This window comes from uncultured Marivita sp., assembly GCF_947488135.1.
Taxonomy (GTDB): domain Bacteria; phylum Pseudomonadota; class Alphaproteobacteria; order Rhodobacterales; family Rhodobacteraceae; genus Marivita.
Genome location: NZ_CANKYW010000001.1, coordinates 296,544 through 322,178, shown reverse-complemented (window position 1 = coordinate 322,178; position 25,635 = coordinate 296,544). Strand labels below are relative to the sequence as shown.

At 61.4% G+C, this 25,635-nt stretch carries 21 protein-coding genes; 3 read left to right on the top strand and 18 right to left on the bottom strand.

The annotated features are described in order from the left end of the window. Genes nosZ through Q1B16_RS01590 form a run of 3 tightly spaced genes read right to left on the bottom strand, consistent with a single transcriptional unit; the run spans window position 1 to window position 4,462 of the window. Window positions 1-1,941 carry a TAT-dependent nitrous-oxide reductase gene (gene nosZ / locus Q1B16_RS01600; RefSeq protein WP_299784256.1) on the bottom strand — a complete coding sequence of 647 codons (1,941 nt, stop codon included), beginning with the start codon at window positions 1,939-1,941 and terminating at the stop codon, window positions 1-3. An 11-nt stretch (window positions 1,942-1,952) separates the two neighbouring features. Continuing rightward, on the bottom strand, window positions 1,953-4,154 hold the full coding sequence (locus tag Q1B16_RS01595; RefSeq protein WP_299784254.1) for a NosR/NirI family protein: 2,202 nt from the start codon (window positions 4,152-4,154) through the stop codon (window positions 1,953-1,955). Next, entirely contained in the window at window positions 4,151-4,462 is a 312-nt protein-coding gene (locus Q1B16_RS01590) for a hypothetical protein (protein ID WP_299784252.1), read from the bottom strand. The genes Q1B16_RS01595 and Q1B16_RS01590 overlap by 4 nt, the downstream gene beginning before the upstream one ends. Between Q1B16_RS01590 and Q1B16_RS01585 the strand changes: the two genes are divergently transcribed. The 3 genes from Q1B16_RS01585 (at window position 4,461) to Q1B16_RS01575 (ending at window position 7,021) form a co-directional block, all read left to right on the top strand. Continuing rightward, on the top strand, window positions 4,461-4,739 hold the full coding sequence (locus Q1B16_RS01585; protein ID WP_299784250.1) for a hypothetical protein: 279 nt from the start codon (window positions 4,461-4,463) through the stop codon (window positions 4,737-4,739). The genes Q1B16_RS01590 and Q1B16_RS01585 overlap by 2 nt on opposite strands. A gap of 374 nt (window positions 4,740-5,113) precedes the next feature. After that, window positions 5,114-6,469, top strand: coding sequence for an oxygen-independent coproporphyrinogen III oxidase (hemN, locus tag Q1B16_RS01580; RefSeq protein WP_299785958.1), 1,356 nt, complete (start codon window positions 5,114-5,116; stop codon window positions 6,467-6,469). A gap of 144 nt (window positions 6,470-6,613) precedes the next feature. Then, the gene (locus Q1B16_RS01575) at window positions 6,614-7,021 is read left to right on the top strand and encodes a cupin domain-containing protein (RefSeq protein ID WP_299784247.1); all 408 of its coding nucleotides are present in this window, start codon (window positions 6,614-6,616) and stop codon (window positions 7,019-7,021) included. A gap of 36 nt (window positions 7,022-7,057) precedes the next feature. On the opposite strand, the gene Q1B16_RS01570 is transcribed toward Q1B16_RS01575, so the two are convergent. The 15 genes from Q1B16_RS01570 to Q1B16_RS01500 all read right to left on the bottom strand — a co-directional run bounded on the left by Q1B16_RS01570 (window position 7,058) and on the right by Q1B16_RS01500 (window position 25,621). Next, on the bottom strand, window positions 7,058-7,510 hold the full coding sequence (locus Q1B16_RS01570; protein ID WP_299784245.1) for a carbon monoxide dehydrogenase subunit G: 453 nt from the start codon (window positions 7,508-7,510) through the stop codon (window positions 7,058-7,060). Between the two features lie 204 nt (window positions 7,511-7,714). Further along, window positions 7,715-8,500, bottom strand: a complete 786-nt coding sequence (locus Q1B16_RS01565; protein ID WP_299784243.1) for an XdhC family protein — start codon at window positions 8,498-8,500, stop codon at window positions 7,715-7,717. Continuing rightward, window positions 8,497-9,678: a VWA domain-containing protein gene (locus Q1B16_RS01560; RefSeq protein WP_299784242.1), complete on the bottom strand. Its 1,182-nt coding sequence runs from the start codon at window positions 9,676-9,678 to the stop codon at window positions 8,497-8,499. Before Q1B16_RS01560 ends, Q1B16_RS01565 begins: the two co-directional genes overlap by 4 nt. Beyond that, on the bottom strand, window positions 9,675-10,550 hold the full coding sequence (locus tag Q1B16_RS01555) for a MoxR family ATPase (protein WP_299784241.1): 876 nt from the start codon (window positions 10,548-10,550) through the stop codon (window positions 9,675-9,677). Before Q1B16_RS01555 ends, Q1B16_RS01560 begins: the two co-directional genes overlap by 4 nt. A gap of 67 nt (window positions 10,551-10,617) precedes the next feature. After that, the gene (locus tag Q1B16_RS01550; RefSeq protein ID WP_299784240.1) at window positions 10,618-13,044 is read right to left on the bottom strand and encodes an aerobic carbon-monoxide dehydrogenase large subunit; all 2,427 of its coding nucleotides are present in this window, start codon (window positions 13,042-13,044) and stop codon (window positions 10,618-10,620) included. Further along, window positions 13,041-13,535 (bottom strand): (2Fe-2S)-binding protein, encoded by a 495-nt coding sequence (locus Q1B16_RS01545; protein ID WP_299784239.1) that lies wholly within the window; start codon window positions 13,533-13,535, stop codon window positions 13,041-13,043. The genes Q1B16_RS01550 and Q1B16_RS01545 overlap by 4 nt, the downstream gene beginning before the upstream one ends. 12 nt (window positions 13,536-13,547) lie before the next feature. Then, window positions 13,548-14,402, bottom strand: coding sequence for a xanthine dehydrogenase family protein subunit M (locus tag Q1B16_RS01540; protein WP_299784238.1), 855 nt, complete (start codon window positions 14,400-14,402; stop codon window positions 13,548-13,550). A 111-nt stretch (window positions 14,403-14,513) separates the two neighbouring features. Further along, the gene (locus Q1B16_RS01535; RefSeq protein ID WP_299784237.1) at window positions 14,514-15,653 is read right to left on the bottom strand and encodes an MHYT domain-containing protein; all 1,140 of its coding nucleotides are present in this window, start codon (window positions 15,651-15,653) and stop codon (window positions 14,514-14,516) included. Between the two features lie 97 nt (window positions 15,654-15,750). Beyond that, window positions 15,751-18,186 carry an FAD-dependent oxidoreductase gene (locus tag Q1B16_RS01530; protein WP_299784236.1) on the bottom strand — a complete coding sequence of 812 codons (2,436 nt, stop codon included), beginning with the start codon at window positions 18,184-18,186 and terminating at the stop codon, window positions 15,751-15,753. Between the two features lie 260 nt (window positions 18,187-18,446). Continuing rightward, on the bottom strand, window positions 18,447-19,409 hold the full coding sequence (locus Q1B16_RS01525) for an oligopeptide/dipeptide ABC transporter ATP-binding protein (RefSeq protein ID WP_299784235.1): 963 nt from the start codon (window positions 19,407-19,409) through the stop codon (window positions 18,447-18,449). Continuing rightward, window positions 19,409-20,383 (bottom strand): ABC transporter ATP-binding protein, encoded by a 975-nt coding sequence (locus tag Q1B16_RS01520; RefSeq protein ID WP_299784234.1) that lies wholly within the window; start codon window positions 20,381-20,383, stop codon window positions 19,409-19,411. The genes Q1B16_RS01525 and Q1B16_RS01520 overlap by 1 nt, the downstream gene beginning before the upstream one ends. After that, window positions 20,383-21,327, bottom strand: a complete 945-nt coding sequence (locus tag Q1B16_RS01515; protein WP_299784233.1) for an ABC transporter permease — start codon at window positions 21,325-21,327, stop codon at window positions 20,383-20,385. Before Q1B16_RS01515 ends, Q1B16_RS01520 begins: the two co-directional genes overlap by 1 nt. Beyond that, complete coding sequence (locus Q1B16_RS01510; protein ID WP_299784232.1) at window positions 21,327-22,307, bottom strand: ABC transporter permease; 981 nt, start codon at window positions 22,305-22,307, stop codon at window positions 21,327-21,329. The genes Q1B16_RS01515 and Q1B16_RS01510 overlap by 1 nt, the downstream gene beginning before the upstream one ends. Window positions 22,308-22,357: 50 nt before the next feature. Then, window positions 22,358-23,923 carry an ABC transporter substrate-binding protein gene (locus Q1B16_RS01505; protein ID WP_299784231.1) on the bottom strand — a complete coding sequence of 522 codons (1,566 nt, stop codon included), beginning with the start codon at window positions 23,921-23,923 and terminating at the stop codon, window positions 22,358-22,360. A gap of 117 nt (window positions 23,924-24,040) precedes the next feature. Beyond that, the gene (locus tag Q1B16_RS01500) at window positions 24,041-25,621 is read right to left on the bottom strand and encodes an ABC transporter substrate-binding protein (protein WP_299784230.1); all 1,581 of its coding nucleotides are present in this window, start codon (window positions 25,619-25,621) and stop codon (window positions 24,041-24,043) included. Window positions 25,622-25,635: the final 14 nt, after the last annotated feature.

Here is a 25,635-nt window from a genome sequence, read left to right as displayed (position 1 = left end):
TCAGCTCGCCCGCGGTTCGACGAACATCCGGCCGCGCATCTCCATGTGGAGCGCGTGGCAGAACCACTGGCAGTAATACCAGTAAACACCCGGCTGCGCCGCGGTGAAGGTCACAGACGAGGTTGCCTGTGGCCCGACTTCCATCGCGAGACCGTGGTTGCCAAGGGTGAAGCCGTGGGTCAGGTCGTCGATGTCATCGAGGTTGGTGACATAGACGGTCACTTCATCCCCCTGCTGAACCGTGAACGACTCGAGTGAGAAGTTCGGCGCCTGGCTCGACATATAGACACGCACCTTGTTGCCTTCGCGGATCACCGTGTCCTGCCAATCGTCGAGATCGACACCGTCGGCCTCGGCCTGATTGCGGGCGTCCTGCCACATCGGATCATTCCGATCCCAGACCGATTTCGGGCTGACCTTGGACGGATCGACGATGATCGAGTCGTGCGGCTCGGCGAAGGTCGGGCCGTCGTGGATCAGCGTCAGGTCGTCCCCGTCGATTGCGAACAACTGTTCGTTTTCCGGCTTGAGCGGCCCGACATTGAGGAACCGGTCTTTGGAAAACTTGTTCATCGTCAGGTAGTACTTGTCGGTCGCGTCAAGCGTTTCGCCCATCACGGTCGAGTTGTGGCCCGGCTGGTAATGCACGTCCTTCTTGACGATGATCGGATCCACGTCTGCACCGTTATACAGTTCAATCGCCTTCTCGATGTTCCACTTCACCACCTGGCTGTCGAGGAAGAGCGTCGTATAGGCGTTGCCCTTGCCATCGTAGCATGTGTGAAGCGGCCCAAGCCCCAGTTCCGGTTCGGCCACCACGACGCTGCGCGGATCCGCGTCTTCGTTGAACACCGCGTCGAGCTTGCGCACGTCGATCACGGACACGGTCGGCGACAGCTTGCCCGCAACGCAGAGGTGAACCTTGTCCGGCGCCATGTTGATGCCGTGCGGGTTGTTCGGGATCGGGATGTAGCGGGTGTACTTGTTGTTCTGCCCCTTGCGTCCGTCCAGAACCTTGACGCCGTTCAGTTCCTGGTAATCCCCCGCCTCGATGCCTTTCTCGATCTCGGCAATGTTGAAGACAACGACGTGGTCCATGTCCTTCTCGGTCATCTCGGGCAGGGTCATCCCCATTTCCGAGTTGTACGATGTTGAGAAGGCGTATTTGCCGTCGTAGTCGCAATCGGTGTTGTCGAGGTTGCCCGTCACCATCACTTGCCATGCGACCGTCATTTCGTCGGCATTGATGGCGGTGTAGAAGTTTACGTACTTGTCGGGCTCATCGAGGATCTGCCCGTCATTGACCATCGGCACTTCGTCCTCGCCGTTGGCGAATACGTAGTTGGTGCGCGGCCATTTTTGCGGACGCAGGCCGTGGATCGCCTTGGCGTTGGGAATCTCGATGATCTTGTCGCATTTCATCACGTCGCAGCGCACGCGGGCGACGCGGGTGTTGGCCTTGTCGTTCATGAACAGATAGCGCCCGTCATAGGTGCCTTCGGTGAAGGACATATGCGGGTGGTGCAAATCGCCGTTGGGCGGGAATTCATGACCGTTGGCAGCCAGATAGGCCTTAGTCTTTTCGGTCAGGCCCTCGGTCAAGATTTTCTTGGATTCGTTGGTGATGCCCCAGCCGGTGGCCGAGCAGATGTTGAACACCGGCACGCGCATCAATTCACGCATCGACGGGATTCCCAGAATGCGCATCTCACCGCACTGGCCCGAGGACCAGAAGCCGTAATATTCGTCAAGCTGACCGGGGGCCACTTCGGCACCGGTCGCGGCGCGTGCGCTTGTCGTGCCGGCAACGGTGGCCGCGCCTACCGCGGCGGTTCCCGTCAGCATCGCGCGAGAGCCGAACGCTCCGGCAAGTGCCGCGCCCCCGGCCGTGGCGCCCAGAAGGCCCCGGCGTGTGATTGGCAGTTTCTTTCCCTCAGACATAAAATATCCTTTCAGGTTGCAGGGTGAGTCTTGGGTTGGTTCGGATGCCCGGAGATGTCGCGGCTCAGATCGGGAGCGGCCCCGACCTTGGCGCGCCGCTTGATCTTCTTGATGACGACCGGGCATTGGGTTGTGGACTGGTACAGCACCTGGCAGTGCAGGCAGTTGATGCATTCGTTCGGATTGATCTCACCCGTGGGGTGGATCGCCTGAACCGGGCATTGGTGCGCGCAGGTCTGACACGGGTTGCCGCACTCGTGATAGCGCTTGAGCCAGTCGAACATGCGCAACCGCGCCGGGATCGCCAGCGCCGCGCCTAGCGGGCAGAGGTAACGGCAGAAGAACCGTTCGACGAAGAGACCTGCGATCAACAGTGCGGCGGCGTAGGCGACAAAGGGCCAGGCGCGCACGAAGTTCAGGATGATCGCGGTCTTGAACGGCTCCACTTCGGCCAGCCGTTCCGCCTGTTCGATGCTCATCAGCGAAACGCCAAACAGCCCGAGGAAGATCATGTATTTCACCGGCCAGAGCCGTTCGTTAAGGCCCCAGGGCAGCGTCCATTGCGGGATCCGCAGCGCACGCGCGATCTGGTTGAGCAATTCCTGCAAGGCGCCGAACGGGCACAGCCAACCGCAATAGGCCCCGCGCCCCCAGAACAGAAGTGCTGCGGCGACCGAGAACCACAGGATGAAGGTCAGCGGGTCGAGCAGGAACGCCTGCCAACTGAAGCCCGAGGTCAACGAGTTGAAAAACGCGATAAGGTTCACGACGGACAGCTGCGCATTCGCGTACCAACCAAGATAGACGAGGACGACCGTCAGGAACGTCATACGGAACCAGAAGAAAACGCGCTCGTTGCGGGTGGCGATGCCCTGAAAGAAAAACACCAGCGTCAGCAGCGCGAGCATCCCGCCAACCACGGCGATTTCCGTAGTCTTGTCAGCCCAGATGCGTTTCCAGAGAGCCTGATGCGCCTGATCTTCGGATTGCGTGGTGACAGTGGTCACGGCCGCCGGAACCTCGGGCGTGGGGGCTGGCGCGACGGACCGCAGGTATTGATCCGGCAGACGGTAGCCCAGATCGAAGGTGGTGAAGATTTTTTCGATCGCACCCACCTCGCGCTGCACCAGAAGCTGGATGCGGAACGGTTCGGTCGGATCGAAGCCGCTGTCTGCGGGGATCTTGAACAGGTCCGCCTCGTTGAACTGGGGCGCGCCCTCGGCGTCGATGCCGTTGATGCGCTGGTGCATCCGGTCACGGAAGCGCACCGAGATATCGTCCTGAATGAGAACGATCCGGTCGAAAATCCCGCCGCGCACGTAGCCGGAGCCTTTGAAGGAATAAAGCCCACGGCCAAAGATCGCGACCGCGTGATCGCCCTCGTCCAGCCACGATTGAAGGTTGTCGGCGCGCGCATCGCCCAGGATCGCCTTCGCAATCGCGGGGTGCGAGATCAGGGTGGCCTGCATCTCTATGAAAGTGGTTTCCGGCGCTTCGGTCAGCGCGCGGTCGTCGGCGCGGGGATCGTCCATCGCGGCGAAGGCGGCGTTGACCTGCCCCACATCCAGCGACAACCGCCGCAGCGTGCCGTCGCCTTCCAGCGTCATCCAGTCGTCGGCAGCGATGGCGTCGGGGTCGATCTCGAACTGCGGTCCGGTTTCGACCTCCACGGCGAGCCCGCCAAGCCCCAGCTGCCGCGCGACCTTCAGGCCGGCGCGGATGATTGAGTCGTCGATCACCATGATCGTCACGGTCGCGCCCGAAATAATGTCGAGCTCATGCGCCGTCCCGCCGGATTCGGCCTCGGCCACCAGATCAAGACCACGATAGTTCGCCACCAGCGCCTTGACCTTGGCATCCGGTATCCCGATCAGAACGATCGGTTCATAGTGTTTGACAAGTTCGACACCGATCACTTGGGCCGCATCATCAACCGCGACCATCGTATGGATCGGTTTGCCGGAATAGCCCGTTGTCGAAACGAAATCCGACGTGATGAAGGCCCAGCCGATCTGCTCTTGGTCGCGAAGCACCTGTACGACCGGCAGATCGTCGTGAACGCGCCCAAAGCCTGTCGCCCCTTCGACCACGTCTCCGGCGGCGATATCGGGCAGGAGCCGGGACAGTTCGGACTGCGCCTGCACCGACTGCGTGAAGAGCAGCGTCGCGAGGCACAAAAGCGATACCCTGAGAAGGGAGCGAAGAAAGATCATGAGCGGATTTCCGTTTGGTCAATCTGCCCACGCTGCGCTGCCGGAGGGCCGCGCTGATCGGCAGAAAGGTATTCAATTCGAGGGATTAACACTCCAGTTGCGATGACCGAAGCCGCCTGTTCGAGAAGCGGGGTCGTCATGTCGGGGGCTACGGCCGCCACGGACAGGACTCCAGCCATGATGCAGCAGGCATGGGAGCGGTCGCAATCGTCCGTTGGCGTGACCGGCTGACCATTCCGCCCAAGCCGCACCGTTTGCACCTCACCATCGAGACACAGCTCCACCATCGTCGTGTCAGGCATCGCCATGGCACGCGCTGCCGGGCCCGAAAAGACGAGCGACAGTGACAGACATGCCAGAAGAAAAGTTGAGACGACGGTTCGCATGACGCCTTCTTTATTCGGTCTCAAGCGCGCCAAGTTTGATCTAGCGCAAATAGAAACATTTAAGATCTGCCTTCTGACCCGAGGTCATTCAGAAACGGCTGACAAGAGGCACCCCGACCGCATCGGAATCGATCTGCAAAGACCAAGCCGCATCAGCGTGGCGCTCATCTCGTTCGATTCAAGTGCTTGTCAAACTTAACAAAAAGCCAACGCACCAAGGGATTCGCGTTGCTCCCTCATCGCGCGCATCGGTTGAAGTCCGCGCGACACCTGCACACGATCGCTCGGTTGCCCGTTGTCGATGAACCGACACTCCTGAACGCGACACCGTGTGCACGACTCAGGCCTAACAGAACCGGACGCTTTGGCGCAAGGATTGTCCGATCCCGCCGCAAAAGCCGCGTTTCGCCATGGCGATGGAGCCAAAATCCGCCGAGCACATTAGGCGCTATCAGGAGAAAGCTGCTACCCGGCACGTCCCTCAAGAGGAAACCTGACAGCCGGGTACATTTTTTGTTGCTGAATTTGATCTACTGCAAAGTCAGCTTTTCCAAACCCGCGCATATGGGGGTCATGGAACATATAGACACCCTCAAGGCGCTTGGCCTCTTCGATGCGCGCGTGCCGCGCTATACATCCTATCCCACTGCGGCGGTCTTCTCGCCGCAGACCGGCGGCGCGTTTCAGAAAGCGGCGCTGGAAGGGCTCGATCCGGCGGACCCGGTTTCCGTCTACATCCACATCCCCTTTTGCGAACGGCTTTGCTGGTTCTGCGCCTGCCACACGCAAGGCACGCAGACGCTCGGCCCGGTCGAAAGCTATATCGGCACGCTCGAAGCGGAGCTTGAATTGCTGCGCCGGACCCTGCCCTCCGGCCTGCGCATGGGCCGTCTGCATTGGGGCGGAGGCACGCCAACGATCCTGCCGCCGCCGCTGATCCATCGGCTGGCCAAGGCGATCCGCTCTGTCTTTCCCGAGGCCGAGCAATACGAATTCTCGGTCGAGATCGACCCGACGATGGTTGACCGCGCCAAGATCGACGCGCTGGCCGCTGAAGGGCTGACCCGCGCCTCCATCGGCATTCAGGATTTCGACCCCGAGGTGCAGCAGGCCATCGGTCGCCTGCAACCGTTCGAGGTGACGCGCGCCTGCGTCGACGATCTGCGTGCGGCGGGCATCACCTCGCTCAACACCGATCTGGTCTACGGCCTGCCGCATCAGACGCTCGCGCGGATCGAGGATACCATCGACAAGGTGCTGACCTTCGCCCCCGACCGCGTCGCGCTTTTTGGCTATGCGCATGTGCCCTGGGTGTCGAAGCGGCAAAAACTGATCCCCGAGGAGGCATTGCCCGATGATCTGGCGCGCTATACGCTGGCCACCCGCGCGGCGGAGCGGTTCGTGGATGCAGGCCTGACCGCCATCGGCATCGACCATTTCGCCCGCCCCGGCGACGACCTTGCCGAGGCGCAGTCCAACGGCCACCTGCGCCGGAACTTTCAGGGCTACACCGCCGACACCTGCCAGACCCTGATCGGGCTGGGCGCGTCGTCAATCTCGCGCTTTCCAGAAGGCTACGTGCAGAACGCTCCCGCGACCGCTGCGTATATCCAGCGGATTACGGCCGGCGAATTCCCCGGCGCGCGCGGCTATCACATGATGGGCGAGGACCAATTGCGCGCCCGCGCGATCGAACGGCTGATGTGCGACTTCACCCTCGACCTGCACGATCTCGGCGCCGAATTCGGCCCCGCCGCCTATGCGCTGGCCCCCGCGCTGGCCGAGATGGCCAACCGTTTCGCACCCTACGCAACGCTTGACGACACGCGTTTGGACATAGCGCAAGACGGTCGACCTCTGACCCGGATCATCGCGTCTGTGTTGGACCAGCATGTGCCCGAGGGTGTGCGGTATTCGCGCGCCTCTTGACCGCTTCTGAAAAGGACAGCTTCAACCACACCGGTTTAACCGCCAAAGATCATCGTCCTGCAAACCCTTACGGTCTTTCCGTCGTATGGGTTTGCAGCCGGAATTCTGCTATGACCCTTGCAGGTCAACACAAAGGAGTTCGCCATGAAGATCCACCGCGCTGGGGACCGGCCGTCGCAAGCCCCGAACAGTGACTATTTCACCGGCACGGTTCGGTTCGATCCGATTGTGTCGGCTGACGATCCCTCTCCGGTCAAGATCCTGTCGGTGACATTCGAGCCCGGTGCGCGGACCGCCTGGCATACCCACCCTGCCGGACAAACGCTTCACGTCGTGTCGGGCTTTGGGTTGGCCGGGTCCGAGGGTAAACCCGTCAGGGTTCTACGACCGGGTGACACGGTCTGGTTCGAGCCGGGCGAGCGACATTGGCACGGCGCCTCACCGGATTGCGCGATGACCCATCTCGCGGTGCAAACGGCCGTCGATGGCAAGACGGCCGACTGGATGGAGCACGTGGCGGACGTGGATTACAACGGCCCGCGTGAAAGCTGATTGCGGTCGGACCCGCAGACTGTGTCTCTCAGCAGATCACGCTGGTGTCTTCTCGTTCACGACCTCCGCGAAAGACTTGAAGAATTTTGCGGCGAGCTTTTTGGCCGTGCTCTGGATCAAACGGCTTCCCAACTGCGCGAGTTTGCCGCCGATCTCGGCCTTCGCGTCGTAGCGCAGGATTGTCCGGTCTCCGTCAGCCGTCAATGTCACGTCGGCCCCGCCCTTGGCATGTCCGGCCGCCCCACCGTTGCCTTGACCGGTCAGCGAAAACGCGTCCGGCGCCCCGGCGGTATCGAGTTGCACGTCGCCGCTGAACTTTGCTTTGACCGGCCCGACTTTCAGCACAACCTTCGCCTCGAGCTCGGTGTCGGAGTGTTTGACCAATTCTTCGCACCCCGGAATACATTGCCGCAGCACGTCCGGATCGTTGAGGGCTGCGTAGACCTGCTCTTTCGGCGCGTTGATGATGATTTCGTCTGAAAGTTCCATGCGAGTCGTCCTTTTCCTAGCAACAAGGGAATCTGATCTGATCGGCCTGTTCAGGTGTCAGAGCCAATTTTTTACGAAGGCTGCCGATCATCGTGATAAGCTTTTTCATGTGACGTGTTCCTCTACGTGAGCGCTGGCGGCATGTGCTGTCCAAAAAGGCGCAATGCTTTGGCCGAACGGCCCCGTTTGCCGAAGACGAGACTGCTATGCATGGATCACCCCTGCTTGCGCACGGCGCACCTGAATGAGGTCCGCGAGGATCGACAGCGCAATTTCCTCGGGCGTGACAGCGCCGAGCTTCAGCCCGGCGGGAGCCTTGACCGCGTTGACCCGATCAGGGGCAATGCCATTTTCGATCAGCCTTGCAGCCAAGGTCTCGAACTTGCGCGCGCTACCGACGAAGGCGACATGCTGCGCGCGCAAACTCAATGCGCCCTGCAATGCGTCGCTGTCGCCTTGGCCCTGCGTGGCAACCACGATGACACGGAGTTGATGCGCAGGCGGCTGTTTTTCCGGCAGATCCCTGACAACGGCCCAGTGAAATTGCGGGGCCAGGTTCGCGAGGGCCCGCGCCACGGGCGATGCGCCCAGAACGATCAGTTGCGGCATCGGCAGGCACGGCTCGATGAATATGTCGACACTGCCCTTCGACGGACATCCGTTCCGCGCGAACCGGACCCCTTCGACTTCGTCACCTGCGGTGACGCCCTTTTCGGCAAGGAACTCTTCCGGCGCGACCGAAACCAGTTGAGGTTGCCCGGTCGCAAAAGCCGCAAGCGCGGCCTTTTTGACCGCCCCTCGCGTGCAGCCGCCGCCAAGCCAGCCATGCAGGATCGTGCCATCCGCGCCGAGCAGTGCTTTCGCCCCCGGTTTTGCGGCGGTCGCACCCGCTGTGCGCACGATGGTGGCAAAGGCAAAGGCTTCTTCCTTCGCGCGCAACGCGGTGGCCACATCGGCCAATTCGTCTGACAGGAACTCGGCAGGGGTCATAGCGTCATCACCTCGCGATCGAGCGCCGCCAGATCGGCCAGGGTGTTCGCGGCGCAAAAGAGATCGAGATGCGGCAGGGCCGCCGCCATGCCATCCGCCACAGGGGCGTAATCGCGCCAGCCCTTCAGCGGGTTGAGCCAGATGATCTTGCAGCCGCGTTTCCGAAGGTCCGCCAGGGCGCCGTCAAGAACGGCCGGAGGCGCGGTGTCATAGCCATCCGAGAGGATCAGCACGACGCTGCGCCCGTCGACAAAGCGTTTTGCATAGGTTTTGGCAAATCGCGCGATGGAGGGTCCGATTTCGGAGCCGCCGCCAAAGCCGTCCGCCATCAGCGACATCCGCCCGATGGCGCGCATCGTATCCTTATCGCGCAGCGCTTCGGTGATACGCACGAGGCGGGTGTGAAAGAGATACGCGTCGGCAGTTGTGTCGCTGCGCATCAGGCCAGCCAGAAAGGCGAGGAACACCTGCGCATAGACAGTCATCGACCCCGAGACGTCACAGAGGGCAACGATCTTGCGCGGACGGTCGGGGCGATGCTTGCGCATCAGACGCAGCGGTTCACCGCCAGTTGCGAGGCTGGCGCGGATGGTTTTGCGGAAATGCAGCCGGTCGCCCTTGCGCGCGGCGATGCGGCGGCGCGAACGGCGGTCGCGCAGCGCGGCACCCAGACGTTGGGCGACAGCCTCGGCCTCTGCGATATCCTCGGGGCGCACCAGATCGCGGAGGTCCTTGCGCATCAGATTCCGCACTTCGGTGGCGATCAGACGCCCTTCGCCGTCGCTTTCGGCCTCTCCGTCACCGCCGTCAGGCGTGCTGGATGTGCCCGCGCCCCCGGTCTCCTCGCCTTGCGCATCGCGCGACGAATGCACGTTCTCATCGCCTTTTCCCGGCGGGCTTTGCACGACTTTCTGCCGTACGCGGCCCGCGTCCATCCAGTAGCTGTCGAAAAGCGCGTCGAAACGATCCGCCTCATCCTTGCAGCCGGTGCAAACGGCCTTCAGCGCCCGGCGGGTCGCATCTGGCCGGGCGACGTCTACCTCGCACAAAGCTGCCAGGGCCAGTTCGGTTTCCGAGACACCCAGACGCAGACCGTTCTCGCGCAGATGTGCCATGAAACCCGCAACCCGCGCCGCTGGCCCGGGGTCCCGTGCGGCAAATCGGGTGACACGGGTCATGCGGCCCGCCCTGCGATGCGGCCTGCGACCTCTGGCGTGATCTGGGCGCGGTCGCCTTGTGTCTTGAGAAGCGTGCTTAGCGTGTGCTGAAGCGCGGCAGGATCGGACGTCAGATCCGCAATCCCGAGCCCCATGACAGCCGCCGCGAAATCGAGCATCTCGGCAACGCCGGGGACCTTCTCGAGCTCTTCCTCGCGCAGCCTCTGGACGAAACCCACGATCTGCGCTCCGAGACGTGCCTCGATACCGGTGTGACGGGCTTTGAGGATAGCCAATTCGGTATGCCTGTCGGGATAATCGACGTAGGAATACAGGCACCGGCGGCGCAGCGCGTCCGACAGATCGCGCGTCCCATTGGAGGTCAGGATCACGATCGGTCTGGTGGTCGCCGTGACGGTGCCCAATTCGGGTATCGTGATCTGGAACTCCGAGAGTATTTCAAGAAGATACGCTTCGAATTCCTCGTCCGCCCGGTCAATCTCGTCGATCAACAAGACTGGCGGCGTGTCTTGGGTGATGGCAGCCAGCAAAGGCCGCTCCAGCAGAAAATCCCGTGAGAAAATCCGGTCTTCGACGCTTTTGCCGGTTTCGCCATCCTCTGCCGCCGCACGGATGGTCAAAAGCTGTCGCTGGTAGTTCCATTCGTAGATCGCCTGCGCGGCGTCCAGGCCCTCGTAACACTGCAACCGGATCAGCTTGGTCTCCTGCTGGGTTGCAAGGCTGGCGGCCAATTGCGTCTTGCCGACACCCGCAGCCCCTTCCAGCAGCAAGGGACGCCCGAGCGTCAGCGCGAGATGCAGCGCGACACTCAAATCGTCAGAGGCCACATATCCATCGGCGGCCAGGGCCGTCTGAAGGTCAGTCCAGGTCATGTCACAATCCTGCAAGGGCGGGCACCCGACCAAACGCTTGGGTCGGCCGGGTGCGCGCCGCTTTTACCTAGTCGTGCAGGCCAAGCTCGTTGGCCGTGCGCCAGATCCGCCAGTGGTCGTGCGGCATGTTGGTGTGCGTGTTGCCGAACGGGCGGAACGCATCCTGCACCGCGTTCGAGAAACATGGCACACCGCCGACATGCGGACTTTCGCCCACGCCCTTGGCCCCGATCGGGTGATGCGGACTGGGTGTGACGGTGAAGTCGGTCTCGTAATTTGGCACTTCCCACGCGGTCGGCAGGAAGAAGTCCATCAGAGTGCCGGTCTTGACGTTGCCCATGTCGTCGTAGGCAATTTCCTGTCCCAAAGCCACGGCCAGCGCCTCGGTCAGGCCGCCATGAACCTGCCCTTCGATGATCATCGGGTTGATCCGCGTACCGCAATCGTCCAGCGCATAGAAGCGGCGGATTTCCGGAACGCCGGTATCGACGTCAATGTCCATCACGCAGACATAGGCCCCGAAGGGATAGGTCATGTTCGGCGGATCGTAGTAGCTCACGGCCTCCAGACCTGGCTCGATGCCCGGTATGGCCTGGTTGTAGGCCGCGAAGGCGATCTCCTTCATGGTCTTGAACTTCTCCGGCGCGCCTTTGACCACGAAGCGATCCACGTCGAATTCCACGTCATTGTCGTGCACTTCGAGCAGGTAGGCCGCGATCATCTGTGCTTTCGCGCGGATTTTGCGACCGGCCATCGCCGTGGCTGCCCCAGCCACAGGCGTGGACCGTGATCCGTAGGTACCAAGACCATAAGGCGCGGTATCGGTGTCGCCTTCCTCGATGGTGATGCTATCAGCGGGCAGGCCGATTTCCGAGGCGAGGATCTGCGCGAAGGTCGTGGCGTGGCCCTGCCCCTGCGAGATCGTGCCAAGCCGTGCAATCGCCGACCCCGTTGGGTGAATACGGATCTCGCAGCTGTCGAACATGCCCAACCCGAGGATGTCGCAGTTCTTCACCGGCCCGGCGCCCACGATCTCCGTAAAGAAGCTGAGACCGATGCCCATGAGCTTGCGGGTTTTGCCAGCCTTGAAATCCTCGACCCGTTGGGCCTGTTCGGCCCGCAGCCCGTCATAGTCGACGGCTTTCAGCGCCTTGTCCCAGGCAGTGTGGTAATCACCGCTGTCATACTCCCAACCCAATGCGGCAGTGTAGGGGAACTGCTCTTTGCGGATGAAATTGATCCTCCGCAGCTCAGCCGCGTCCATGTTCAGCTTGATCGCAAGCACTTCGATCATGCGTTCGATGAAGTACACCGCCTCGGTCACGCGGAAGGAGCAACGATAGCTGACCCCGCCCGGTGCCTTGTTGGTGTAGACCCCATCGACCTCGAGATGCGCGGTCGGGATGTCGTAGGACCCGGTGCAGATGTTCATGAACCCGGCCGGGAATTTCGTCGGGTCGGCGCAGGCGTCGAAGCCGCCGTGGTCGGCCGTGACATGACACTTCAGGCCGGTGATCTTGCCCTCCTTGGTGGCGCTGATCTGACCCTTCATCCAGTAGTCGCGGGCGAAGGCCGTGGTCATGAGGTTATCCATCCGGTCTTCGATCCATTTGACCGGCTTGCCCGTCACGATGGAGGCGACGACCGAGCAGACATAGCCCGGATAAGCGCCCACCTTGTTGCCGAACCCACCGCCGATATCGGGCGAAATCACACGGATGTTGTGTTCCTCGATACCCGAGATCAAGGACACCACCGTGCGGATCGCATGCGGTGCCTGGAACGTGCCCCAAAGCGTCAGTTTGCCGTTGACCTTGTCCATCGACGCCACACAGCCGCAGGTTTCCAGCGGACACGGATGGGTGCGATGATAGTACATCGACTCTTCGGCGACGACTTCGGCATTTGCGATCACCTCATCGGTGGTGTCCTTGTCGCCGGCTTCCCACGTGAAGATATGGTTGTGGTGCTTGCGGGGACCGTGCGCCCCTGCCGGGATGGAGCCGTCTTCGGCCACGAGATCCTCGCGCAGGACCACGTCGGATTTCAGCGACTCGAACGGATCGACGATGACGGGCAGCTCTTCGTAGTCCACTTCGACCAGTTCGATGCCATCGGCGGCGGCATAGCGGTCTTCAGCCACGACGAAGGCCACTTCCTGTCCCTGGAACAGAACCTTGCCATCGGCGAGCACCATTTGCTTGTCACCGGCCAGCGTCGGCATCCAATGCAGGCCGAGCGGACGCAGATCATCGGCGGTCAGGACCGCAAGAACGCCCGGCACTTCAAGCGCTGCGGAGGTGTCGATGCTCTTGATCCGCGCATGGGCGTAGGGCGAACGAACAAAGTCGCCGAACAGCATCCCGTCGAGCTTGATGTCGTCGACGTAATTGCCCTTGCCCTGGGTGAACCGCGCGTCCTCGACGCGCTTGCGCGAACAGCCCATCCCCTTGAGGTTGGCGACGCGGTCTTCACGTGTGACTTCGTCCTTCATTCCGCGGCCTCCTTGGATGCATTCATCTCGGCCGCAGCGGCCTGGATCGATTTGATGATGTTCTGATACCCGGTGCAGCGGCAGATGTTGCCGGCCATGCCGAAACGGATTTCGTCTTCGGTCGGGTTCGGGTTCTCTTCCAGCAGCTTGGCCGCACGGGTGATCATGCCCGGCGTGCAGTAGCCGCATTGCAGCCCGTGGTGTTCCTTGAACGCCGTTTGCAGCGGGTGCAGGTCGTCCGGCCCACCGAGACCTTCGATGGTCGTGATGTCCTTGCCGCTGGCCTGGGCTACGAACATCGTGCAGGCTTTGACCGACTTGCCGTCGATGGTCACGGTGCAGGCGCCGCAATGCGAGGTCTCGCACCCGATATGCGGCCCGGTGATGTTGAGCCGCTCGCGCAGCGTGTAGATCAGCAACTCACGCGGTTCGGCGAGGAATTCCTCGTCCTTGCCATTCACCTTGAGCTTGATGTGCATCTTGTTTGACATGTGATCCCTCCCTTACGCGCGCGACCAGGCGCGCTCGATGGCGCGGCGCAGGATCACGCCAGCCACGTGTTTCTTGAACGCAATCGGTCCACGGTTGTCCTCGGTCGGGTCGATATCGTCCAACATCGCCGCGACGGCGGCCTTTAGCGCGGCATCGTCCACCGATGTTCCGACCAGAGCGGCACCGGCCGTCTCGGAGAAGACCGGCGTGTCGCTCAGGTTCGTCATCGCAATGGCGGCAGAGGCACAGGTGCCCCCCTCCTTCACGATCTGAACGGCAGCGGCAGCGGTGGCGTAGTCCCCGATCTTGCGTTTCTGCTTTTCGTAAGCGTAACCGCCCTTCGGAAGTGGGATGGTAACGCGCGTCAGAACCTCGTCATCTTCCCGCGCGGTCATGTACGCCGCCTCGTAGAAGTCGCGCGCCGGGATGTCGCGTTCCCCATCCGGGCCAACGACAGTGAACACCGCGTCAAGACACTGCATCAGACCGGGCATATCGTTGCCGGGATCGCCGTTGGCGACATTGCCGCCGACAGTGCCCATGTAGCGCACCTGCGGATCGGCGATTTGCAGCGCCGCCTCGCGCAGGATCGGTGCCGCCGAAGCGAGTCCGTCATGGTCGATGATGGCCGCTTGGGTCACCATCGCGCCGATACGGATGCTGTCATCGCCGATCTCGATATCGGACAGACCGCCGACATCCTGAAGATCGATCAAGTGAGGCACGTCGGCCATGCGCAGTTTCATCATGGGGATCAGGCTGTGCCCCCCCGCCATGACACGCGCGTCATCACCGTGCTCCTCGAGCACGGCCAAGACCCCGGCCATGTCCTGAGGACGGTGATATTCGAATGCCGCTGGAATCATCGGCTCTCCTCCCAAAAAGCGAATGTTCTGACTGGGAGGGAACATGCATGCGACGGAACGCCACCGCTTGCGAAATCTCATCAATAGTAGGCGTTTTGCACGAAATGCGCCTTAGCCTGCATGAACTGCGCCGGGCTGCGCGCTCAGCGCGTCCTGAATGATCTTCAGCTTCGAACGGCTCACCGGCGCGGGCGGCAATTCATAGGCCGCGAAGATGCAACGCCCCTTGTCCTTCTCCCGTTCGAAGCGCGAGACCTTGCCAGGATTGACCAGATAACTGCGGTGAGTCTGAAGAAATCCGGCCGGGACAAGCCGCTTGGCTGCCTCGGTGATCGGCCAGACGCAGAACAGGCGGTCCTGCTCGGTATAGATTTGAGTGTAATGCCCATCGGCCCGCACCAAAGCGACGTCGGCAGGCGAAATGAAGACCCGCGTGCCATCGCGTTCGCAGGGGACCTGAAGACCCCGAGGCGCACGCTCAGGCGTATCCGGCGCGGGCGCAGGCTCGGTTTGCGCAATCGGCTCGGCGTCTCCCTGATCTCCGACAAGGTAAGTCACGCTGACCCAGAGGAAGGTGCCGAAAAGGACAAAGCTGGACAGGATCACCCCAAGGGCGAGGACCTCGTTGCTCATCGTCGGCCCAAATTCGTTCCGGCTTGGCACCGCGACGAAACTCGTCCCCGCCATCGCAAGGAAATGGACCGACACGACCGCGACGGCGAAACAGATCGTTCCCAGAACGATGTTGCGATTCTGCCGTCGTCCGTAAGCAATCCAGAACGCCGCGATGCAAAGGCAAATCGCAACCACGGACGAGAAGATGATCCCAAACGGCGTGTAGATCGGGCGACAAAGCTGCAAGCCGGCCATGCCGATGTAGTGCATCCCAAGGATACCGACACCGACAAGCCCTCCGGCTGCGGTGATGACAAGCGCCGTACGCTTCACGAAATGCAGCAAAAGCAGCGCGGCCCCCACGATCAGGATCGCAGTCAGCGCAGACACCAAGGTGATTGCCGCATCGTAATAAAAGAGGACAGGCAGTTCCAAACCCAACATCGCCACGAAATGCATCGACCAGATGCCACCGCCCAACGCGATCGACGCCAGCGCGATGGAGATCTGCCTTTGGAGAACCGGCTTGCGTGACAGGTCCCGTGTCAAAGACAGCCCGGTAAAGCCCGCAACCAGCGCGACCACCCCTGACATGATGACAAGAAGCGCATCATGATCTGCTTGAAGAATGTCCATGAGAAGTAAAGTGACCCAAAGCCCCGATATTGGCAAACCTTGCACAAGCGGCGGTGCTCAAGCCAGTAGAAATAAAGGCAGACCAACTAAAGACGTTTTACGCGCGCATCCGTGTGTTGCCCGGATCGTATGGCGAGGGCTCGATCACCTGCACGGGCACGATGTCGCCGCAAAGGTCGAGCTCCATCTCACTCCCGACCTCCATTACAGCGGTATCCACAAACGCGTATGCCAGATTCAGCCCGACGCGGTGTCCCCAATCCCCCGACGTGACCGTTCCAACGACCTTCCCGTCCTTCATCACCGACGCGCCGCCATGGGCCGGGGCATGAGTGGCGTCGACGCGGAGAGTCACCAGCTTCTTGCGCAGACCGGCCTCGTGTCGACGAAGCAGCGCGTCCCTACCGATGAAATCGCCCTTGTCGAGTTTGACGAAACGGTCGAGCGATGTCTCGAACGGTGTGAACTCGGTGATCAGATCGGCCTTCCAGTGCAAATAGCCTTTCTCCATGCGCATCGACTCGACCGCCCGCGCGCCGAAAATCCTGAGGCCATGTGCTTCACCCGCTTCGCGCAGGGCGAGATAGGCCGCGTAGAGTGATGCGTTGGGGACGTGAATTTCGTAGGCCAACTCGCCGGAAAAGCTGACGCCCATCACCGTTGTAGGCGCAATGCCGATGAAGCAGTCGCGCACCGACAACCACGGGAAACCGTCTTTCGACCAATCGTCCCGGCTGACCGCCTGCATCACCTGACGCGCCTTTGGCCCAGCCAGAACAAGGATCGTCTGATCGTTGGTCAATGATCTCAGGTGGACATCCTCATCCTTGCCGATATGCGCCTTGAGCCAATCCATGTCGTGCACCTCTGACGCGGCGGCGGACCCGTACCAGACGCGCGCCGGGCCACGATCCGACGGGGGCAGATTGGCGATGGTCGCCTCGCCTTTGATCATGCCGTGATGGTTCAGCAGATAGCCCAGCCCGACGCGCCCGTCGCGTCTGCGGACGGTTCCGCAGATCATCCGTTCAAGGAGCGCGTGGCGGTCTGTCCCGGTGATCTCGATCCGGTTAAACCCGTTGACCTCGGCCAGGCCCACATTGTCCTGCACGTTTTTCACGTCGGCTGCGATCACATCGAAGGTTCCGTCGAAATGAAAGCTTGGCGTGGGGTGAAAATCGCGGGTCGGCTTGATGTAATCCACCCGCTCCCAGCCATTCACGACCGTGAACTCGGCACCCTCGGCAGCTAGGATCGGGGTCAATGGAGTTGTCTTGGCGGGACGACCTGCCGGTCGATGTTCGTGCGGGAAGTGGAAGCGAAATTCGTTCTGGTAATCCTCGATGGCCTTCAGCGCCGTCAGTTCGACATTCGCATGCCCGGCAAAGCGCCGCGGGTCGAGGCACCACGTGTCATAGCACGCCTCCCCGTGAATGATCTGCTGCGCCAAAAGCCAGCCATGCCCGCCCCCTTCGCCGATACCGGCGCGCAGGCCGATGATGCAGAACGCATTGCGCTTGCCCGGGATAGGGCCGACCAAAGGGGCGCCGTCTATCGTGTAGGTGATGGGGCCATTGACCACGCGCTTGATCCCTGCCTCCATCAGCACCGGCATCCGCTCGAACGCGCCTTCGAGCACGTCCATGACGCGTTCAAGGTCATCGGGGCAAAGATCGTTGGAAAAGTCCGGGCTGATCCCGTCCATGCCCCACGTCTTGCAGTCCTGTTCGTAGAACCCGACCAGCAGCCCGTTCTTTTCCTGGCGTGAGTAATAATCACTGATCGGACAGCGCAGAAGCGGCATGCGATGACCGGCCTCGACGATGGCGGGGATATCCTCGGTGACGAAATACTGGTGCTCCATCGACGCGACGGGGTGATGCACGCCCATCATCGCACCCACTTCGTTGACGCGGTAGCCGCAGGCGTTGACGACGATATCGGCGTCGATATTGCCCTTCTCCGTTTCGACAGTCCAGGTGTCGTCGCTGTGCTGCGTCAGCCCCGTCACCGGCGTGTGGCGGTAGATTTCGGCCCCGGCTTTGCGTGCATGAAAGGCCAGCGCCTGACACAGTTGCGCGGGATCAATATCGCCATCCTCGCCGTCCCAAAGCCCGCCGAGAAGGTTCTCCGTCGAGATGAGCGGGTGGCGACGGGCGCATTCTTCTGCGTCAATCACTTCGAATTCGACGCCCATCCCCCGCGCCATCGAGGCGAAATGCCGATAGCCCTGCATCTGCGCCTCGGTATTGGCCAGACGAATGCCCCCATCCCCGTGATGATAGCCGACAGGATAATCCGGATCGTCGCGCAGCTTTTTGTAGAGCTGGATCGAATGGGACTTCAGGCCGACCATCGTCTGGTTCATCCCGAAATTCGTCACCTGCGCCGCCGAATGCCAGGTGGTGCCCGATGTCAGCTCATCACGTTCGATCAGAACCACATCGCTCCACCCCTCCTGCGTCAAATGATAAAGCGTCGAGCACCCGGCGATACCACCGCCAATGACAACGACCTTGGTGCGTGATTTCATGATCTCTCTCCGCCGATGCTCGCCTGCAACCGGGCGCAGGATCGCCTGATCACATCCGATTGTTCGTCATTCGGAATGGATCGAAGCACATCCTTTGCGTTTTCGGAAGAATGTGCCAGTCGTTTTCGAGTAAGACTGGCAAATAGCTTCCCCACTTTCCCGAAATGACCGGAAAACCCGGCAGGTATGCCCAAGGACAAGGCAAGACCTGTTCGATGGACGACATCGGCATGTGCGGTAACGCCTCGACCTGCGCGGCCCTACTCGGCCATGTGGCACGCCACCCGCGTCTCTCCGAGCTTGCGCATTTCGGGGCGTTCCTTGCGGCAGATGTCTTGCGCGATGGGGCAGCGCGGGTGGAAGGCGCAGCCGGGCGGTGGATTGATCGGGTCGGGGATCTCGCCCTCGGGCGGCTGAACTTCGCGTCCGAACCCGTCCATTTGCGGCGCCGCCTCGAGCAGCATCTGGGTGTAGGGATGCTTGGGCGTGTCGAACAGCGCATCCGGCGCGGCTTCCTCGACGAGCCGACCCAGATACAAGACACCGATCTTGTCGGCCATGTGGCGTACCACGGTCAGATCATGGCTGATCAGGACATAGGTCAGACCGAAATCGTCCTTGAGGTCGCTCATCAGGTTCAGAACCTGCGCCTGCACCGACACGTCGAGCGCGGATGTGGGTTCATCGCAGACGATCAGGTTCGGCTCGGAAGCCAACGCCCGCGCGATACAGATCCGCTGCCTCTGGCCACCGGAGAACTCGTGCGGAAACTTTCCGGCGTCCTGCTTCGACAATCCCACCTGTTCGAGCAGCTTTTCGGCCAGACCATCCGTATTCCCGCCGCGTGACGCAACCGGTTCAACAATGATATCACGCACCCGCCAACGCGGATTGAGCGAGGCATAGGGGTCCTGAAAGATCATCTGGATGTCAGAGCGGATCGCATCGATCTTGGCGGCATCGGTTTCGCTTGCCAGATCGACGCCTTCGATCTCGACCACACCCGAGGTCGGCTTGAGAAGCCCGACCAGCATCTTGCCGATCGTCGATTTGCCCGACCCGCTTTCGCCGACCAGCGCGTAGGTGCTGCGGGCTTCGACATCGAAATCCACCTCTGACACGGCCGTCAGAAACGCCTTGGACCGGCGTTCGATCACACGGTTCAACCAGGGCTTCGACACATCGAACAATCGGCTGAGCTTTCGGACCCGTACAAGCGCCATCAGATGACCTTCTCATCGACTAGAGGATACCAACAGGCGGCCTGACCATCGGTCACACGCGGCACCGGAGGCTGGCGGCATTTGTCGGTCGCATAGGGGCAGCGCGGATGGAAGGCGCAGCCCTCGGGCACCGCATCCAGACGCGGCATCGCGCCGGGGATCTGATGCAGGCGGCTCTTTCCCTGTGATGCCAGTGGTGTGGAGGCCATCAGCCCGTGCGTATAGGGATGCTGCGGATGAGTCAGCACGTCCCGCACCGGACCAAGCTCGGCCAGACGTCCTGCATACATCACCGCCACGCGATCCGTGGCCTCTGCGATCACCCCCATGTCATGGGTGATGAGCATGACAGCCGTCCCCCGATCGCGGCACAGCCTGCGCAAAAGCGCGATGATCTGCGCCTGCACCGACACGTCGAGCGCCGTCGTCGGTTCATCCGCGATGATCAGTGACGGCTCCGCACAGAGCGCCAGTGCAATCACCACGCGTTGCCGCATCCCGCCGCTGAATTCGTGCGGGTAGCTGTTCACCCGCTCCGCGGCGCCGGGAATGCCCACCTCATCCAAGGCGGCAACCGCGCGTTTCTCGGCCTCCGAGCGGCTGATCGGCAGGTGGGTCAGCATGGTTTCGGTCAACTGGTCACCAATCCGCAGCAGCGGATTGAGCGAGGTCAGCGGATCTTGGAACACCATCCCGATCTCCTTGCCCCGCAACCGACGCATCGCGTCGCCGGTCAACTGGTCGATACGCTGACCGTTCAGCCAGATTTCACCCGTCGAGATATGAGCCGGGGGCGTCAGCAACCCGATGACCGCATTCCCGGCCATCGACTTGCCTGCACCGCTTTCCCCGACCACGCCGAGGATTTCTCCCGCCGCGATGTCATAGCTGACACCGTCCACCGGGCGCACGACGCCGTGGCGCGTGGGTATTTCGACCGACAGGTCGCGGATCGATAGAACTGGATGTGTCATCAGCGCAGCCTTGGGTTCAATGCATCGCGCAGCCAGTCGCCCAGCAGGTTCACACTCAGCGCCAGCGCCAGCAGCGTCACCGCAGGGAAGAGCAGGATCCACCACTCGCCCGAGAACAGGAACCCCTGCCCGATCCGAATGAGCGTTCCGAGCGAAGGCTGCGTCGGCGGTGCCCCCACGCCAAGGAAACTCAAGGTCGCTTCGGCAATGATCGCCAGTGCGAGCGAGATCGTCGCGATCACCAGGACCGGTGACAGGACGTTGGGCAGGATGTGCCGCAGCATGATTGCCCCCGGCGTGCGTCCGATCAGCCGCGCGGCCTGGACGTATTCCTTGTTCTTCTCGACAAGCGTTGCGCCCCGCACCACACGCGCGAATTGCACCCAGTCGGACAGGCCAATGGCGAGGATCAGCACCCAGATCGCCATCTGGTCGCGATACTCCACCGGCGTCACGCCCTTGGCGATGCCGAAGATCAGCATGGCGACAAGGATGGACGGGAAGGTCAGTTGAACGTCGGCTGTGCGCATGATGATCGTCTCGGTCCAGCCGCCGACATAGCCGGAAATCAGTCCAAGCGTGATGCCCAGAACCATCGCCAGAAACACCGCCGCGACGCCGACGAAAAGCGAGATGCGCATGCCGTAAAGGATGGTGGAAAACACGTCGCGTCCCTGGTCGTCGGTGCCCAGAAGGAACGTGTCGCCGGTAAACGCGTTCGGGGCCATCGGCGGCGTAAACCCGTTCATCAGGTTGAGCGACGACGGATCGAACGGATTGGTCGGCGCGATCAGCGGCGCGAACACGGCCGCCAGCACGAGGATGAGGACCACTGCCGCCGAGACCATTGCCACGGGCGACCGCTTGAACGTGTAGAACAGGTCGCTCTCCACCGCCCGCCGGTAACGGGACTTGGGCGCTGAGGGAATTGGGAAATCCGACATCAGTGGCCTCCTGACCGGTCCGCCCGCAGGCGCGGATCAATGAAGAAATAAAGGATGTCCACCAGTAGGTTGATCCCGACGAACATCACGGAAATCAGCATCAGATACGCGGCCATCACCGGGATATCGACGAACTGGATCGCGTTGATGAACAACAGGCCGACGCCCGGCCACTGGAACACCGTCTCGGTGATGATCGCAAAGGCGATGATGGCCCCCAATTGCAGGCCGATGACCGTGATCACCGGCACCATCGTGTTCTTGAGCGCATGGCGGAAATTGACCGCCCGGTCGCGCAGTCCCCTTGCCCGCGCAAAGCGGATGTAATCCTGCCGCAGCACCTCGAGCATCTCGGAGCGGACGAGCCGCATGATCAGCGTCATTTGATACAGACCAAGCGTGATGGAGGGCAGGATCAGGGCCTTGAGCCCGCTTTCAGTAAGGAACCCGGTGGACCACCCCCCAAGGTCCACGGTCTCGCCCCGCCCGAAACTGGGCAGCCAGCCCAACTCGACCGAGAACAGGTAGATCAACAGGATCCCAATGAGAAAGGTCGGCAAAGACACCCCGATCAGAGATGCGGACATGATGAAATTGGCCAGCACCCCGTCCCTTCGGATCGCTGTGAAGACACCCAGCGCGATGCCAAAGAGGATCGCCAGAATGCCGGACACCGCCGCAAGTTCGAGCGTCGCAGGCGCGCGTTCGAGCAGGATCTCGGCGACGGGCCGTCCCTGCCTGTAGCTCACGCCGAAATTGCCCTGAACGGCACCTTCGAGGAATTTGAAGTATTGCACCACAAACGGCTGATCGAGACCAAGCTGCGCGCGCAGGCGGTCGATATCTTCGGCCGTGCGTTCCTGCCCCAGCATGTTGTCGATCGGATCGCCGACGAAGCGGAACATCGAAAAGGCGACAAGCCCGACGATCAGCAGCACGAGCGCCGATTGTCCGATACGCCGAATGATATATGCGAGCATGTCGCCCCCGGTGGTCTGTGTCCGGGGGCCAGGCTGGTCCCCGAAAGGCTTCAGTTAACGGTCACCCAACGCAGGATGAAGAAATCATCCGGACGCTGTGTCAGTTCGATATTGTTGCGGATGCCCCATACCAGAGGCTGCACATACATCGGAACATAGGCCATCTCGTCCTGTAGAATTTTGGCTGTTTCGTCGATCATCGCCTGACGTGCAACCGGATCGATCTCGGACTGGATCAACGGCAACAACTCATCCACCCGCGCGTTCGAGTAGCCTCCGAAATTCCAGCTTCCGACACGCAATTCCTCGTTCGGTGTCGCGGCGAGGAAACGGATCGGATGCTCGGCATCGAACGTGCCGGGCGACCAGCCCAGAAGGAACATATCGTAATTGTCCGCCCGAAGTTCCGGCCAGTAGTTCTGCACCGGCATCGCATCCAGCGTCGCGTTGAGACCAACTTGCGCCAGCATCCCGGTGATCGCCTGACACACCGCTTCGTCGTTCAGATACCGGTTGTTCGGGCATTTCAGACCGAAGGAAAAGCCATCGGGATACCCCGCTTCGGCAAGCAATTCGCGTGCGCGATCCTGATCGTAGGCCGGCCGTGCCTCGAGTTCCGGCACATATCCCTGCATGGCCGCGCTGACCAACTGGCTCACCGCTTCGGCATTGCCGCGCATGATGGTTTGAAGGATCGCGGGCACATTGATCGCATGTGCCACCGCCTGACGGACCCGCACATCGGCAAAGGGGTTGGCATCGGTCGTCTCGGACGAATATTTCAGCGTGTCAGCCTCGTGCGGGAACCCCAGCATGATCACACGGGCTTCGATGCCCTGGATGACCTCGACGTCGGGATTTTCTTTCAAACGGGCCACGTCCTGAATCGGCACGGGGTTGATGAAATCCACATCCCCGGACAGCAGCGCCGCCAAAGCGGTCGCCGGGTTCTGGATCGGGGTCAGTTCGGCGCGGGTGATGTTGTGTTCCACCTCGCCCCACCAGCCCTCGAAAGGTTCCAGCACCGTCCGCAGCCCCGGTTCGCGGGCCGTGACCTTGAAGGCTCCAGTGCCGTTCGTATTCAGCGTGGCGTAATTGCCGTTTTCCTTATCCGGCAACGTCGCATCGTTCACCTCGGCCCAACCGCTGTCCATGATCATCCAGTTCGCGATCGAGCCGGGAAAAATCGGGTTCGGTGCCGTGGTCATGAAATCGACAGTGTAGTCGTCGACGACAACGACTTCCGACACCGGTGCGAACCAACTGCGCGTGTCCGAGGCCTCGTCCGACGCGCGCTGGTAGGAAAAGAGCACATCCTCCGCGGTAAATTCCGCACCGTCGTGGAATGTCACGCCTTCACGCAGAATGAAACGCCAGCCTTCGCCCTCGCCAATCGGTTCCCACGACGTAGCAAGCGCGGGTTCGACAGTCATGTCTTTGCCGCGCCGCACGAGCCCTTCGTACACATTGTTCAAGAACCCGAGCACCGGGGTTGAGTTGACGGCATGCGGGTCCATCGTCTGGGGATCGGTATTCACGGCCCACATGAAGTCTTCGGCCTGGGCCGCAGGCGCGAGTGCGGCAAGAATAACCGCAAGCTGAATGGAACGTCTCATGAGTTTTTCCTTCGGATGTAATAAGCGATGTCGCGGCCAAAGCAGAAGGCCGCGACATTTTGGCAGGTATCACCAGACCACGAAGGACGGGAGCGCCACAAGGGCGCGCCCGTGCGATCAGTTCATTGTGAAGTACTTGATCTTCGGCTGATCCTCAGGATCCACCTCGATGCCGACCTTTTCGGCCATGCCCCAATTCAGAACCTGGTGGTGGATCGGGATGTAGAGATGCTCGTCTTGAACGACCCGCCAAATCTCGGCGATATCGGCGTTGCGTGCTTCCAGATCCGTGTTCGACGCGAGCGATTTGATCTTCGCATCCAGCTCGTCATTGTCATAGCCGGTGCCGTTCCATGTGCCGATATCGGATTCCCGACCGTGCACAAGGAAATTGAAGATGTATTCGGAATCATAGGTCGGAACGCCCCAGCCCAGCATGTAGAAATCCGTCTGACCATCGGTGATCAGCGGGAAGTGCTGTGCCTTGGGTTTCGCATCGAGGTTCACCGTGACGCCGATCTGGCCCAGCATACCGACAGCCGCCTGGCAGATCGCCTCGTCGTTGACATAGCGGTCGTTCGGGCAGTCCAGACGGATCGAGAATCCGTCGCCGTAGCCTGCTTCTTCCATCAGAGCCTTGGCCGCTTCGATATCGGTCGAGGACTCGGCATCCATCTCTTCAGTCCAGCCGTTGACGAAGGGCGGTGCGATCATGCCCGCGGGTTCGGACTGTCCGCGCATGACGACTTGCTGGATCGCATCGCGGTTGATCGCCTTCGACATTGCCTCGCGCACACGGACATCCGCCAGGGGGTTCTTACCGTCGACGTTATCGGCTTCGATATCGTCCGCGCCCATGTTCATGCCGAAAAAGATCACACGGTTCTGCGGTGCCTTCTTGACGGTCAGCCCGTCCGCGTTCTGCACACGTTCCAGATCCTGCACCGGCATGTCCTGAAGGAAGTCGATCTCACCCGACAGCAGCGCCGCGACACGGGTCGCCGCGTTCTGGATCGGGGTGTAGACGATTTCCGTGACTTCCAGCGGAAACTGGTCGATGCCCCAGTAGTTCTCGTTCTTGGTCATGACCGTGCGGACATCGGGCTCGCGGCTTGTCAGCACATACGGTCCGGTTCCGTTCGCATTGGTCGTGGCATAGGTGATCTCGCCACCCTCGAAGTCCTGCACATTGACTGTGTCATTCGCTTCGGCCCAACCCTTATCCATGATGAACAGGTTGGTGAGGTTCGACGGAAGGATCGGGTTCGGTCCGTCCGTGACCATTTCGATCGTGTAGTCATCCACCGCGCGCACTTCGGTGATCGACCCGATCAGTTCTTTCATGTCCGAGTTCGGCTGCTTGGCGCGTTCGAAGCTGAACACGACGTCTTCGGCGGTGAAATCCGCCCCATCGTGGAATTTGACGCCCTCACGCAGATTGAACACCCAGACGTTCGGATCGTCTTCCTTGGGCGCCCAGTCGGTCGCCAAGGCAGGCTCGAACGCGCCGGTGGTGTCACGGATGATGAGCGGCTCATACATCTGGTGGCGGATCGTGTGGGTCGGGCCTTCGTTCTGCGCGTGCGGATCCAGCGTCAACGCATCCCCGGACCGCGCCCAGCGCAGCGTCTCCGCGCTCACCGTCGCAGTTGTCGCCAACAGCGCGGCAGCCATGGATAAAGCAAATGTCGTCTTCATGAGACTTCCCTGTC